The sequence below is a fragment of the Caenimonas aquaedulcis genome (assembly GCF_015831345.1).
Taxonomy (GTDB): domain Bacteria; phylum Pseudomonadota; class Gammaproteobacteria; order Burkholderiales; family Burkholderiaceae_C; genus Ramlibacter; species Ramlibacter aquaedulcis.
Window position 1 is genome coordinate 2534476 of sequence record NZ_JADWYS010000001.1, and the last position, 14614, is coordinate 2549089.

Genomic DNA, 14614 nt, shown 5'->3' on the forward strand with positions numbered 1-14614 from the left:
CGTAGGCGCGGTCCTACGCAGCCAAGCGCGACTGCGGCCTTTCGCACGGCGGGCGGCCCTGCTAGGGTGGTTCACCATGAATCTGGCGGACCTCCTGACTCCCTCCTGCGCGCTCTTCCTCGATTTCGACGGCAGCCTCGTGGACATCGCGCCGGCGCCCGAGGATGTGATCGTCCCGTCCCGCCTGGTCGCAACGCTTTCGTCGCTGCACGAGCGGCTGGGCGGTGCGGTCGCCGTCATCTCCGGCCGCCCGATGTCGCAGATCGACGAGTTCCTTGCACCGTTGAAGCTGCCCGCCGCGGGCGTGCACGGCGCCGAGCGCCGCAGCGCGGACGGCGTGGTGCGGCTGCTGATGACATCGCCGCTCGAGGATGTCGAGAACGCGGCCCTCACCCTGGCCGCCCGGCATCCCGCACTTCGCGTGGAGAACAAGCGCGGCTCGCTCGCCCTGCACTTTCGCCAGGCACCGGATCTCGAAGCCCTGTGCGTGCAGGCGATGCAGGCCGCGGTGGATCGCACGCCGGGCCTCACCTTGCTGCGCGGCAAGATGGTCGTGGAAGCCAAGCCCAGCGGCGCCACCAAGGGCCACGCCATCGAAGCCTTCATGCGGGAGGCGCCGTTCGCCGGCCGGCGGCCGGTCTTCGCCGGCGACGACACCACCGACGAGGCCGGGTTTGCCGTCGTGCAACAGCTGGGCGGCGTCGGCGTGAAAGTGGGCAGCGGCGAGACGCTCGCCCGCGAGCGCCTCGCCTCCCCCGCCGTGCTGCGCGAGCAACTCGAAGGCGCCGCCGCGAGGGTCCACGCATGAACGCCCCGCTTCCCCGCCTGGCGACCGCGACCGTGGCGCAGCCCTCGCTCAACCTCGGCGTGATCGGCAATTGCGCGTACACCGCGCTCATCGACGAGCGCGGCCGCATCGTGTGGTCCTGCCTCCCGCGTTTCGACGGCGACCCGGTGTTCAACGCCCTGCTCGACGCGGGCGACACCGGCGCGCTCTGGGCGATCGAGATCGAGGATTTCGTGCGCAGCGAGCAGGAATACAAGCCGAACACGGCGATCCTGCGCACGCGGCTGTACGACCGCCAGGGCCAGGGCGTGGAGATCACCGACTTCGCGCCGCGCTTCACGAGCCACGACCGCATGTTCCGCCCGCTCACGCTCATCCGCAGGGTGAAGGTGCTGTCCGGCACGCCACGCATCCGCGTGATGATGCGGCCGCGCTTCGACTGGGGCCGGCAGCAGCCGACGCTCACGCAGGGCAGCCACCACGTGCGCTACGTGGGCGGCGCCCAGACGCTGCGCCTCACCAGCGACGCGCCGCTCAACTACGTGCTCTCGGAAACCTATTTCGTCGCCGACCGGCAGCTCAACTTCATCCTCGGCCCGGACGAAACGCTGATGGGCGGCATCGAGGAAACCGCGCGCCTCTTCGAGCAGGAGACGTCCGCGTACTGGGCGACCTGGGTGCGGCGCCTCGCCATCCCGCTGGAATGGCAGGACGCGGTCATCCGCGCGGCGATCACGCTCAAGCTCTCGCTGCACGAGGACACCGGCGCGATCGTCGCGGCGATGACCACGAGCATCCCGGAGGCGCCCGGCAGCGAGCGCAACTGGGACTACCGCTACTGCTGGCTGCGCGATGCGTTCTTCGTGGTGCGCGCGCTCAACAGCCTGTCCGAAGTCGGCACGATGGAGGACTACCTGCGCTGGCTGAACAACATCGTGGTGCGCTCGCGCGGCGGGCACATCCAGCCGCTCTACGGCATCGGGCAGGAGGAGCAGCTGCCCGAGGCGATCCTGGGCCACCTGCCGGGCTATCGCGGCTGCGGGCCCGTGCGCGTCGGCAATCAGGCGCAGGAACATTTCCAGCACGACGTCTACGGCAACATCGTGCTGGGCGCGGCGCAGGCTTTCCACGACCATCGCCTGTTCCGCCGCGCCGGGCGCAGCGAGTTCGGCTCGCTGGAAGCGGTGGGCGAGCAGGCCTTCCGCGTCTACGACCAGCCCGATGCGGGCATGTGGGAGCTGCGCACGCGCGCGCGCATCCATACCTCGTCGGCGCTCATGAGCTGGGCGGCCTGCGACCGCCTGTCGAAGATCGCCGCGACGCTCGGGCTGCCCGAGCGCATCCGCTACTGGCGCGAACGCGCCGACGTGATCCGGGAGCGCATCCTGCGCGAAGCGTGGAGCGAGGAGCGACAGTCGTTCGCCGAGAGCTTCGGCGGGCGGGACCTCGACGCGAGCGCGCTGCTCATGGCCGAAGTCGGCTTCATCGATCCCCACGACGCGCGTTTCGTGGCGACGGTGGATGCGCTGGAACAGGCGCTGTGCGACGGCCCCTACATGCGCCGCTACGAGGCGCCCGACGACTTCGGCAAGCCCGAGACGGCGTTCAACATCTGCACCTTCTGGCGCATCGACGCGCTCGCGCGCATCGGCCGCAAGGGCCAGGCGCGGGAGATCTTCGAAGTGATGCTGGCCAGCCGCAACCCGCTCGGCCTGCTGTCCGAGGACACGCACCCCGTGACGGGCGAGATGTGGGGCAACTTCCCGCAGACCTATTCGATGGTCGGCCTCATCAACGCGGCGGTGCGCCTGTCCGCGCCCTGGGACACGGTCATCTAGATGGCGCGCCTCGTCGTCGTCTCCAATCGCATCGCCGACCCGCGCAAGACTGCGGCGGGCGGGCTCGCCGTCGCCCTCGCCGAAGTCCTGAACAACACCGGCGGCATGTGGTTCGGCTGGAGCGGCAAGATCCTGGAGCAGCCCGGCGAGAGCGACGGCGACGTGAAGCTGCAGCAGGCCGGCGCCGTCAAGCTCGCGACGATCGACCTCACGCGCGAGGACCACGACGCCTACTACCTTGGCTACTCCAACGGCGTGCTCTGGCCCGTGTTCCATTACCGGCTGGACCTCGCCGACTTCGACGCCGGCTACATCGCGGGCTACCGCCGCGTGAACCAGCTCTTCGCGCGCAAGCTCGCGCCGCTGCTGAAGGACGACGACATCATCTGGGTGCAGGACTACCACCTGATCCCGCTCGCCGCCGAGTTGCGCGCGCTCGGCTGCAACCAGCGCATCGGCTTCTTCCTGCACATCCCGCTGCCGCCGCCGCTGATCCTCGCGGCCATCCCGGGGCATGACTGGCTGATCCGCGCCCTCTTCGCCTACGACCTCGCGGGCTTCCAGAGCAAGGCGGACCATTCGCACTTTTCCGAGTACGTGCGTTCGGAGGCGCACGCACAGGACCTCGGCGAGGGCCGCTGGCGCGCCTTCAACCGGACGCTGCAGGCGGGCGCATATCCCATCGGCATCGACGTCGAGGAGTTCGTGGGCCTGACCGAAGCGCCGGAGGGGCGCGAGATGTACGAGCGCATGAAGCGCGAGTACTCCCGCCGCAAGCTCCTCGTGGGCGTGGACCGGCTCGACTACTCCAAGGGACTGCCGCATCGCATGCGCGCGTTCCGCGAGCTGCTGGCGCGCAACCCGGAAACCCACAACAGCGCGACGCTGATCCAGATCGCATCGCCCAGCCGCGAGGACGTGAGCGCGTACAGCGACATCCTGCACGAGCTGGAGAGCCTGTGCGGCTCCATCAACGGCAACTTCGGCGAGCTCGACTGGATGCCGGTGCGCTACATGCATCGCACGGTGGCGCGCGCGAGGCTGCCGGGGCTTTACCGCGCGTCGCGGGTCGCCCTCGTCACGCCGCTGCGCGACGGCATGAACCTCGTGGCCAAGGAATTCATCGCGGCGCAGGACCCGGAGAACCCGGGCGTGCTGGTGCTGTCCCGCTTCGCGGGTGCCGCCGAGCAGCTGCGCGAGGCGCTGCTGGTGAACCCCTACGACACCGAGGGCACCGCCAGCGCGATCCATCTGGCGCTGCAGATGCCGCTGGAAGAGCGCAAGACCCGGCACCAGGCGCTGATGAAGACCATCCAGAAATACGACGTGCACTGGTGGTGCGCGAGCTTTCTCGACACGCTCGCGCAGGCGCGGTCCGAGGAGTCCGGCACGCCCTGGTTGCGGCTCTAACACCGCGCAGCCGTCGGGGGCTTGTGGTGCGCTCGGGCGCCCCGCATACTCGGCGGGAAGATGGAATCCGCAGGCGCCAAGTCCACAATCCACGGGTGCAGCCCGGCCGAGTCGCGGCTCGCGCACCTCGAGGCGCTCATCGATCACGCAGCCGAAGGCCTCGTGCTGCTCGATGTCGAGAGCTTCACCTACATCCACGCGAATGAAACGGCCGCGAGCCTGCTCGGTGTCGAACGCGAGGCGTTGATCGAGCAGGGGCCGGCGGCGCTGGCGCGGGCCAGCGCATTCACGCTCGAGGCCATCCGGGCTTCCTGCAGCGAGGCAGTGCAGCGTTTTCCGCAGTCCTTCACCGAGATTCGCAAGTACACGCGCACGGACGGCGCGCAGGGCTGGCTCGAAGTCCGGCACCGTGCGCTGCAGGCCGCGGGAAAGTGGGCGGTGGCTGGCGCCCTGCGGGACGTGACGGAGCGCGTGAGGGGACGCGCACGCCAGCAGTACCTGCAGGCCGCGATGAACCAAGCCGACGACGCGATCGCCGTCATCGACCCCGAGACGCTCGCCTACCTCGACGTCAACGAAGGCGCCGCCCGCCTGACCGGCCGGCCGAGAGAAGTATTGATGGAACAGGGCCCTCTGGGCTTGAGGCAGGCCTTAGGAATCGGCGGAGGGGAGGCGCTGCTGCGGTCGCGGTACGAAGCCGCGATATTGCGCCATCCGGAAGCGGAAACCGAACTCATCGAGTCCACGGCCCCCGACGGCCGCCCGATCGTGCTGGAGGTGAGCCGGCGCGCGGTGTCGATCGAGGGAAAGTGGCTGATCCTCGCGGTGAACCGGGACGTCACGCAGCGGCATGCCGCGATGCATCACCTGGAGCTGCTCAAGGCGGCCATCGACGAGGCGGCCGACGCGGTCATGGTGATCGACCCGCAGCGGCTGACGCTGGTCGACGTGAACCGGGCCGGCTGCGCGCTCTATTCCATGGGCCGGGAGGAGTTGCTGGCGCGGCCGCTCATGGAGATTCGCAACGGCTTCGGCCTGGCCACGAGCGACGAGCTGAACGAACTTTATCGGGAAGTGATCGCCGCGCATCCCCAGCCCGTCACCGCCGTTCGCCCCTTCCACCGGGAGGGGCTGCCTGGCGTGATGGTCGAATCGAAGCGGCGCGCCCTGCAAGTGGACGGCCGGTGGCTGATCGTCAGCGTCATGCGGGACGTCACGGAGCGCATCGAGTCGCAGCAGCGGCTCCAGCAGTTGCAGGCTGCGATCAACCAGGCCACCGACGCGATTTCCGTGATCGATCCGGAGAGCCTTGCCTACGTCCATGTCAACGAGGCGGCCGCACGGGCATTGGGCATCAGCCGGGAAGAGTTGATGCGGCGCGGGCCCGCGCAGCTGGGCATGGGGCTTTCCGCGACGGTAGAACAACTTCGTGAGCGTTACGCGAAGCTGATCGCGATCCATCCGGAATCGACCGTGGAGACATTGCATGCCCGACCGGCGGACGGTCGCCCACTCGTGGTGGAGGCTTCGCGACGCGCCGTCCAGATCGACGGCCGGTGGCTCGTTTTGACCATGCATCGCGACATCACGGAGAGGCACTACGCGATGCAGCGCCTCGAGCGACTGCTCGCGGCGATGAACGAAACCGCGGACGCGATCGTCGTGATCGACCCGCAAGCCATGTCTTACGAAGACGTGAACGAAGGCGCGGCGCGCCTCCTGGGCACGACGCGCGAAGCGATGATCGCGATGGGCCCGGCGGCCTTGAGCCGGATGTCGAGCGGCGCCTCGCCCGAGCACGTCCAGCTGCGTCTGCAGCAGGCCATCGACCGCTATCCCGACAGCATCCAGGGCGTGCACGAATTTTCCAGGGCCGACGGCGCCGTGCGCGTGGCCGAGTTCCGCCGGCGCGCCGTGCACGTGGACGGTCGGTGGCTGGTCGTCCAGGTCGCGCATGACGTGACGCAGCGCGTGGCCGAGCAGCGGCGCATGCAGCAGCTGCAGGCCGCGATCAACGAGGCGAGCGACGCCATCTTCGTGATCGACCTGGAGACCATGGGCTACATCGACGCGAACGAGGCCGCGGCCCGGTTCGCGGGCTGTTCCCGCGAAGAGCTGATGCGGCGCGGCCCGCTGTCGGTCACGCAGGGCATGGGCCTCGCGACCACGCAGGCGAGCCTGCGCGCGCGCGCCGAAGCCCTGAAGGCGCGGTACCCGGACGAGCTCACCGAGACCTTCCAGGCGCGCAACGCATCGGGCGAGTGGGTGATGCTGGAGGCGACGCAGCGCGCGGTGCGGATCGACGGCACCTGGCTGGTCCTGGCGATGCACCGGGACATCACGGAGCGGCATGCCGCATCACGCCGCCAGCAGCGCCTGCGGGCAGCCCTGAACGAGGCCGCCGAAGTCATCGTCGTGATCGATGCGAAGACGGGCGAATACGTCGATGCCAACGAGGCCGCCGCGCGGGTCGTCGGCCTGTCGCGCGAGGAGTTGATGAAAGGTGGGCCCTTGGTTTACCGGCAGCGCATGGGGATGTCCTCGGATGCCGGCGAGGCACTTCGCAACTACGAGGACCTGATCCGGCGCTACCCCGCGTCGGTGACGGATACGTACCGCGGCACGCCCCCCGGCAGGCCGCCTGTCGTGATCGAGGCGACACGCCGGGCCGTGCAGATCGACGGGCAATGGCTCATCCTGGCCGTGCATCGCGACATCACGGAGCGCCATGCCGCCATGCAGCGCCTCGAGCTGCTGCATGCCGCGATCGACCAGACGGCCGACGTCATCATGGTGATCGACCCCGCAACGCTCACGTACGTCTACGTCAACCGCGCCATCGAGCGTGTGCACGGAATCCCGGTGGAAAAGATGATGGAGCACGGTGTGATGTGGGCGAGACAGCAGCTCGAAGCAGGCCCCGCCACCGAGGACGAGTTGCGGCAGCGTTACGACGAACTGATCGCGGCGTACCCCCGGCCCATCACCATCCTGTTCAACATCCGGCGCAGGAACGGCACGGCCGCCACGCTCGAAGTCACGCGCCGCGCGATCAGGATCGAGGGCCGATGGCTGATCCTGAACGTCTCGCACGATGTGACGGAGCGCGTCCGGGCGGAGCAGGAACTCAATCTGCACCTGGAGGAACTCGCACGCTCCAACCGCGACCTCGAACAGTTCGCCTACGTGGCATCGCACGACCTGTCGGAGCCGCTGCGCATGGTGACGAGCTACATCCAGCTGCTGGAGCGGCGCTACGGCCCCACCCTGGAGCCCGATGCGCGGGAGTTCATGGGATTCATCGTGGGCGGGGCCCAGCGCATGAAACGTCTGATCGACGACCTGTTGCTGTACTCGCGGGCCGGGCGCGCAGGCTCCCAGATGCGGGAACTCCAGCTGGACCGCGCGCTGGACGAGGCCTTGGCCAATCTCGACCACGTGATCCGGGAGGCCGGCGTGACGATCGAACGCCCCGAGCCCTTGCCGCAGTTGGCCTGCAACAAAACGGGGATGACCCAGCTATTCCAGAACCTCGTTGGCAACGCGGTGAAGTTCAGGAGCGGCCCCGCTCCGGTCGTGCGCATCTCCGCAGCGCGCGAAGGCGAAGACTGGATCGTCTCCGTGACGGACAACGGGATCGGGATCGAGCCGCAATACTTCGGCCGGATCTTCGAGATCTTCCAGCGCCTGCACGCGCGCAACACCTACGAAGGCACCGGGATCGGGCTGGCCATCTGCAAGAAGATCGTCGAGCGGCACGGCGGGGACATCTGGGTGGACTCCCAGCCCGGCCAGGGGACTTCGTTCAGGTTTCGCCTGCCGGCGGTGGCGCCTGCGTCTCCGGTTGCGGCGCCCCGGGCCCTGCCGTCGCCGCAGCGTTCGCAGATCTAGCGCGCGCGCGGCCGGCGGCCGGAAGCGCCACCATCTTCTGGTCGATCGCGCCGAACACGCTCTGGCCGTCGCGGCCCTTCATCTCGATGCGGATGGTGTCGCCGAACTTCATGTAGGCCGTCGACGGCTTGCCGTCCAGGATGGTTTCGATCGCGCGCTTTTCCGCGATGCAGCTGTAGCCCTTCGTCCACTCCTTCTTGCCGTTGACCTCGGTCGCGCGGTTGCTGACGGTGCCGGAGCCGACGATGCTGCCGGCGCGCACGTTGCGCGTCTTGCAGATGTGGGCGATCAGCTGGCCGAAGTGGAAGGTCATCTCCTTGCCCGCGTCGCACATGCCGACCGTTCGGCCGTTCCAGGTGCTTTGCAGCGTCAGGTGGAGGCGGCCCTTGTCCCAGGCGTCGCCCAGTTCGTCGAGCGTGACGGCGACCGGCCCGAACGCGGTGGCCGGCTTGCTCTGGAAGAAGCCGAAGCTCTTGGCGAGTTCGTCGGGGATGAGGTTGCGCAGGCTCACGTCGTTGGCGATCATCACGAGGCGGATGCCGTCGAGCGCCTGGTCTGGCGTCGAGCCCATCGGCACGTCGCCGGTGACCGCCGCGACCTCGGCTTCGAAGTCGATGCCGAAGTCCTCGCTCGGGACGGGCACGTCGTCCATGGGGCCGAGGAAGTCGTCGCTGCCGCCCTGGTACATGAGCGGCTCGGTGTAGTAGTTCGCCGGCACTTCGGCGTTGCGCGCCAGGCGCACGAGCTCGACATGGTTGATGTACGCCGAGCCGTCCGCCCACTGGTAGGCGCGCGGCAGCGGGGCCATGCATTGCGCGGGGTCGAAGGGAAAGGCGTGGCGGGCCTTGCCCTGGTTGAGTGACTCGTAGAGATCCTGCAGCTGTGGCGAGAGGAAGCTCCAGTCGTCCAGCACCTGTTGCAGCCGGTCGGCGATGCCGGTCGCATAATGGGCGAGCGCCAGGTCGCGCGAGACGACGACCAGCTGGCCGTCGCGCGAACCGTCCCTGTAAGTGGCGAGCTTCATCGGATATGCCCCACGAATCTGAGTGCGTTGGTCAACGCGTTGGTCGAATGCGTTACAGTCGGCTGTCGTTACGCATTGTGAAATGAATTTACCTAAACGTAATTCTACAGGAACGGCCGCCGGATGAAGGAGCGCGCCGGCATCCAGTCCGTCGAAGTGGGGTTCGCGCTGCTGGATGTGCTGTCCAGGGCGGCGGGCCCGCTGATGCTGCGCGACCTCGCCGCCGCGGCCGGCATGAGCGCCGCCAAGGCCCACCGCTATCTCGTGAGCTTCCAGCGCCTGCAGCTCGTCGCGCAGGACCTCTCCTCGACCCGCTACGACCTCGGCCCCGCCGCGCTCAAGCTCGGCCTCGCGTCGCTGTCCCGCCTGGATGCCGTGAAGCTCGCGCGCGAGCGCATCGTGCCGCTGATGGAAGACATCGGCCATACGCTCGCGCTTGCCGTCTGGGGCAACCATGGGCCGACAATCGTCCATTGGGAGGAATCTCCGCAGTCCGTTACGGTGAACCTGCGGCTCGGGGACGTGATGCCCCTGCTGACCTCCGCGACCGGCCGCTGCTTCGCGGCGTACGTGTCGAAGGAGGCGATCACGCCGCTGCTGAAGGAAGAAATCGCGCGCGCGCAGCGCCAGGGCCGCACCGACGTGCCCACCACGCTGGCCCAGGCGCGCGCGCAACTCGACGAGGTGCGCCAGCGCGGCATGGCGCGCGTGGTCGACACATTGCTGCCGGGCATCGTGGGCTTCTGCGCACCGGTGTTCGATTCCGACGGCCATATCGCGCTGGGAGTGGTGGCCCTCGGGGCGACGGGCACCTTCGATGCCGCCTGGGGCGGCGCGGTGGACAAGCCCTTGCGCGCCGCGGCGGCGCAACTCTCCAGCGACCTGGGGTATCGCCCGTGACGGCGCGTCCGCTGCTCGCGCTGACCGTCCTCGTGCTCGGCGCGCATGCCTTGCTACTCCGGGCGGCGCCCGCCGTGGTCGTGCCGGACAGCGCGCAGCACCTGCGGCCCCTGGTGATCCGCACCTTCGCCCCAGAGAGCGCCGCGCCGCCACCGACCCCGCAGGCGCCGCCGGTAGTCGCAGCCATCGCATCCGTCGAGGCGCCTGCCCCGAATGTCGTCCGCCGGCCCTCAGCCGCTCCTCGCACGCTTTCGTCCCCGCGGATCGTTTCGCCCGGGGCGCAACCCCCTGCCCCGCCTGAACGCGTCGCCGCGGTCACGCCGCCCGCCAAGGCGCATTCCTCCGCGCAACGCGCCACCAAGGTCGCCGTCGCGGACTCCATGCGCCTGCGCTACCGCGTCGACGTGCGGGTGCGCGGCATCCCCCTCCAGGGCGAGGGCCTGCTGGTCTGGCGCAGGGAGGGCGACGGCTACGAGGCGCAGCTCGAGGTGAGCTCGCCCATCTACCCGAAGCGCACGCAGCGCAGCACCGGCAGGATCACCGCCGACGGCATCGCACCCACCCGCTTTTCGGACAAGGGCCGCGGCAGCGAGGAAGCCGCGCACTTCGAGCGGGACAAGGACATCGTGAGCTTCAGCGGCAACCACCCGGAGGCTCCCTTGCAGGCGGGCGCTCAGGACCGGCTCACCGTGATCCTGCAGCTGGGCGCCCTGCTCGCCGGCGAACCCGCGCGATATCCGCAAGGCGCGACGATCACGATCCAGACGGCGGGAACCCGGGACGCCGAGCCCTGGTCCTTCACCGTGGAAGGCGAGGAAGACCTGACGCTGCCGGGGGGCAAGGTGACCGCCGTCAAGCTGCAGCGCAACCCCCGCAAGGAATTCGACCAGAAGGTGGAACTGTGGCTCGCCCCCGGCATGGCCTACGCCCCGGTGCGCGTGCGTCTTACACAGCCCAACGGGGATTGGGTCGACCAGCAGTGGTCCTCCACCGACAGGGGCTGACCTGCCGACTGCCTAGTCTGGGGACGTGGGAGAGGTTCCCTCGCGTTTGCCCGGTGCACCTTGAAACCGGCCCGAACGTTGCTACATAACAGGCAAAGGACGCACCATGCAAATGCTTTATGACTCCGAGACCTTCGTCGTCGTGCACATGCAGGCCAACGAGCCCGCCGACGGCGAACCGGCCCCGCGCACGGCGCGTCACGGCTTCGAGATCGTCGACAAACGCTCCAACAAGGAGGTCTACCTCGACGGCTCCTGGGCCGAGGCTTTCCAGCGCCAGATCAACGCGTGGCAGCTGAACACGCCCACGCAGGAAGAAGTCGAAGAGACGCTCGACGGCTACGCCGAGCTGGCGCAGAACCCGCTCGTCATGCACTGAGCATGACCCGCTCCGGCGCTGAGTGGCCCCGTGCCCTCAGCGCAGGAAACCCCTTCGGTAGAGGGGTTCGACCAGCACCAGCACCGCGATGAGGCGGCAGACCTGGAAGGCAGTCACTACCGGCACCCCCAGCTGAAGCACTTTCGCGGTGATCGCCATTTCGGTGATCCCGCCGGGCGAGGTCCCGAGCACCAGCGTCGCCCAGTTCAGCTTCGTGAGCCACGCGAGCGCGACGGCAAACAAGGCGCACACGACGATCATCCCCAGGGTTCCCAGCGACACCGCCAGCAGCCAGCGAGGCGCGGTCCGCACGAATTCCGCGGAGAAGCGCACGCCCAGGCTCACGCCGATCAGGAGTTGTGCCGCGTTCGAAGCCCACGCGGGCATGGCCGACAGCTCGAGACCGGCCATGGTGATGCTCATCGAAAAGACGAGGGCACCGATGAACCAGGGGTTGGCGCGGCCGGTCCGCGCCATGAGCCAGGACGCCGCCAGACCGCCCGCGAACAGGACCAGGAGGCCGACCCACTGCACCTCGCGCGCGCCGGGCAGCGTCGCATCCGTGCCATGCAGCCCCGCCGCGGTGGCGGCGAAGGGAATGACCAGCGTCACGATCAGCATGCGCAGGCTGTGCGAAGCCGCGACGAGTTCGGTGCGCCCGCCTTCGCGCTCGGCCAGGAGCGTCATCTCCGACGCCCCGCCGATGGCGCCCGCGAAGAAACTCGTCGCGCGCCTTTCCTGTTCCGTGCCGCCGATGCGCTCACCCTCGCTGCGATGCAGCCACAGCCCGAACATCCAGCCCACGAACAGCGCCCACACGATCGCAAGGACGATGGCCCACCAGATCCCCGCGACCAGCGCCGTCACCTGCGGGGTGAAGTAGAGCCCCAGCGCCGTGCCGATGATCGCCTGGCCCGTGTTGCGGAACGCCGAGAAGCTGCGCGTGGGAAAGCCCGCGATGGATGCGAGTGCGGTCGCCAGCAGCGGGCCGATCATCCATGGCAGCGGCACGCGCAGCCAGCGGCACAGCAGCGCGGCCACGAGCGCGAGAAGCAGGGTCAGCGCGACACGCGCCGGAAACGTGGTCAACGTTCAGGCATGCGCCTTGATCGAGTCGGCCAGCGTGTTCACCAGCGTATCGATGTGCGACTTCTCGACGATGTACGGCGGCGCGATCACCAGCACGTCGCCCGCGGGCCGAACCAGCGCGCCCTTGTGGAAACAGTCGATGAAGATGTCGAAGGCGCGCTTGCCCGGCGTGCCGGCGATGGGCGCGAGTTCCACCGCCGTGGCGAGCCCGAGGCTGCGGATGCCGATCACGTTGGGCAGGCCCTTGAACGTGGAATGGAACGCGTCGCCGAGCACCTTGCCCATTTCGCCCGCGCGGGCGAAGAGGTTCTCCTGCTTGTACACGTTCAGCGTCGCGATCGCGGCGGCGCACGCGACAGGGTGGCCGGAATAGGTGTAGCCGTGGAAGAACTCGATGATGTGCTCGGGCGAATCGGTCTTCATCATCGCGTCGTACAGCTTGTCGCGGCAGATCACGCCGCCCAGCGGGATGACTCCGTTGGTCACGCACTTGGCGAAGTTCAGCATGTCCGGCACCACGCCGTAGAAGTCCGCGCCGAAGTTGGTGCCCATGCGCCCGAACCCGGTGATCACCTCGTCGAAGATGAGCAGGATGCCGTGCTTGTCGCAGATTTCGCGCAGGCGCTTCAGGTACCCCTTGGGCGGCAGGTACCAGCCGGCGCTGCCCGCCACCGGCTCCACGATGATCGCCGCCACGTTCGACGGGTCGTGCAGCGGCAGGATGCGCTGCTCGAGTTCCAGCAGGTAATCCTCCTTCGACTCCGGCTCGGCGTTGTGGATGTACGCATTGGCCGGGTCGTGGATGAACCGCATGTGGTCCACGCGCGGCAGCAGCGAGGTGCCGAACACCTTGCGGTTGGACGGGATGCCGCCCACGCTCATGCCGCCGAAACCGACGCCGTGGTAGCCCTTCTCGCGGCCGATGAAGATGTTGCGGTGCCCCTCGCCGCGCGCGCGGTGGTAGGCCAGCGCCACCTTCAGCGAGGTGTCGGCCGCCTCGGAGCCGGAGTTGCAGAAGAGCACCTTGTTCAGGTCGCCCGGCGCCATCGCGGCGATCATCTCCGCGGCCTTGAACGCCTGGTCGTTGGAGGCCTGGAAGGCGGTGGAGTAGTCGAGCGTGTCCAGCTGCTTCTTGATCGCCTCGTTGATCGGTTTCCTGTTGTGGCCGGCGCCCACGCACCACAGGCTGGAGATGCCGTCGACCACCTTCTTGCCGTCGTGCGTGGTGAAGGTCATGCCGTCGGCGGCGACGAAGACGCGCGGGTCCTTGCGGAAGTGGCGGTTGGGGGTGAAGGGCAACCAGTGGTTGTCCATGTTGAAGTCGTTGTAGGCCATGGTTGCTCCAGACTTGGCTTCGGTGCTGCAAAAGGACATTTTGGCACCGGCGGGGGGCGGCTGCACCGCGGGCCCGCTCCTGCGACAATCCCAGCCGTATGAACCGCGCCTACATCCTCAATCTCTCCTGCCCCGACAAGCCGGGCATCGTTCACGCCGTCTCGGGTTTCCTGCTGGAGCGGGGCGGCAATATCGAGGAGGCGGCGCAGTACAACGACCACGACACCGGCCTTTTCTTCATGCGCGTGCAGTTCGCCTGCGACCAGCTCACGCACGAGGACCTGGAGGCGCAGCTCAAGTTCTTCGCGGACCCGTTCAAGATGACCTGGCAGCTGCACGCCACCAGCGCGCCGATGCGCACCGTCATCATGGTCAGCAAGGAAGGCCACTGCCTGAACGACCTGCTGTTTCGCTGGAAGAGCGGGCTGGTGCCGCTGGACATCGCGGCGATCATCTCCAACCACCGCGACTTCTACCAGCTCGCCGCGAGCTACAACGTGCCCTTCCACCATATCCCGGTGACGGCGGCGACCAAGGCGCAGGGCGAGGCGCGGCAGTACGAGATCATCCAGGCCGAACGCGCGGAGCTCGTCGTGCTCGCGCGCTACATGCAGATCCTCTCGGACGACCTGTGCCGCAAGCTCGCGGGCCGCGCGATCAACATCCACCACTCCTTCCTGCCGAGCTTCAAGGGCGCCAAGCCCTACTACCAGGCGCACGACCGCGGCGTGAAGCTGATCGGCGCCACCGCGCACTACGTGACGGCGGACCTCGACGAGGGCCCGATCATCGAGCAGGACGTCGCGCGCGTGGACCACAGCAAGACGGTGGAAGACCTCACCGCCATGGGCCGCGACACCGAAAGCCAGGTGCTCGCGCGCGCGGTGAAGTGGCACAGCGAGCACCGCGTGCTCATCAACGGCCACAAGACCGTCATCTTCAAGTAGGGCGCGCGGC

11 protein-coding genes are annotated in these 14614 nt (G+C 68.4%); 8 read left to right on the forward strand and 3 right to left on the reverse strand.

Features of this window, described 5'->3' with window-relative positions; all coding sequences use genetic code 11:
• The first annotated feature begins 76 nt into the window (after positions 1-76).
• From otsB to I5803_RS12300, 4 genes are read left to right on the forward strand one after another with little or no spacing between them, the layout of a single operon-like run.
• A complete protein-coding gene (otsB, locus tag I5803_RS12285; protein ID WP_196986635.1) occupies positions 77-808 on the forward strand; it encodes a trehalose-phosphatase in 732 nt (243 codons plus the stop codon).
• Positions 805-2625: a glycoside hydrolase family 15 protein gene (locus I5803_RS12290; protein ID WP_196986636.1), complete on the forward strand. Its 1821-nt coding sequence runs from the start codon at positions 805-807 to the stop codon at positions 2623-2625. The genes otsB and I5803_RS12290 overlap by 4 nt, the downstream gene beginning before the upstream one ends.
• Complete coding sequence (gene otsA / locus I5803_RS12295; protein WP_196986637.1) at positions 2626-4035, forward strand: alpha,alpha-trehalose-phosphate synthase (UDP-forming); 1410 nt, start codon at positions 2626-2628, stop codon at positions 4033-4035. It abuts the gene before it with no gap.
• Positions 4036-4095: 60 nt separating this feature from the next.
• Positions 4096-7926 (forward strand): PAS domain S-box protein, encoded by a 3831-nt coding sequence (locus I5803_RS12300; RefSeq protein WP_196986638.1) that lies wholly within the window; start codon positions 4096-4098, stop codon positions 7924-7926.
• Here I5803_RS12300 and I5803_RS12305 read toward each other — a convergent pair.
• On the reverse strand, positions 7841-8950 hold the full coding sequence (locus tag I5803_RS12305) for a fumarylacetoacetate hydrolase family protein (RefSeq protein WP_196986639.1): 1110 nt from the start codon (positions 8948-8950) through the stop codon (positions 7841-7843). The two genes, I5803_RS12300 and I5803_RS12305, sit on opposite strands and share 86 nt — an antisense overlap.
• Before the next feature lie 123 nt (positions 8951-9073).
• On the opposite strand from I5803_RS12305, the gene I5803_RS12310 reads away from it, so the two are divergent.
• From I5803_RS12310 to I5803_RS12320, 3 genes are all read left to right on the forward strand, one after another.
• A complete protein-coding gene (locus tag I5803_RS12310) occupies positions 9074-9850 on the forward strand; it encodes an IclR family transcriptional regulator (protein WP_196986640.1) in 777 nt (258 codons plus the stop codon).
• Positions 9847-10854, forward strand: a complete 1008-nt coding sequence (locus I5803_RS22010) for a DUF3108 domain-containing protein (RefSeq protein WP_196986641.1) — start codon at positions 9847-9849, stop codon at positions 10852-10854. The genes I5803_RS12310 and I5803_RS22010 overlap by 4 nt, the downstream gene beginning before the upstream one ends.
• A 106-nt stretch (positions 10855-10960) precedes the next feature.
• Positions 10961-11233: a BTH_I0359 family protein gene (locus I5803_RS12320; RefSeq protein WP_196986642.1), complete on the forward strand. Its 273-nt coding sequence runs from the start codon at positions 10961-10963 to the stop codon at positions 11231-11233.
• Between the two features lie 36 nt (positions 11234-11269).
• Here I5803_RS12320 and I5803_RS12325 read toward each other — a convergent pair whose 3' ends face one another.
• The gene (locus I5803_RS12325; protein ID WP_196986643.1) at positions 11270-12322 is read right to left on the reverse strand and encodes an AbrB family transcriptional regulator; all 1053 of its coding nucleotides are present in this window, start codon (positions 12320-12322) and stop codon (positions 11270-11272) included.
• A gap of 3 nt (positions 12323-12325) precedes the next feature.
• Positions 12326-13657 (reverse strand): omega-aminotransferase AptA, encoded by a 1332-nt coding sequence (gene aptA, locus I5803_RS12330; protein WP_196986644.1) that lies wholly within the window; start codon positions 13655-13657, stop codon positions 12326-12328.
• A 98-nt stretch (positions 13658-13755) separates the two neighbouring features.
• Here aptA and purU point away from each other — a divergent pair, with 98 nt between their 5' ends.
• Complete coding sequence (gene purU / locus I5803_RS12335; protein ID WP_196986645.1) at positions 13756-14604, forward strand: formyltetrahydrofolate deformylase; 849 nt, start codon at positions 13756-13758, stop codon at positions 14602-14604.
• Positions 14605-14614: the final 10 nt, after the last annotated feature.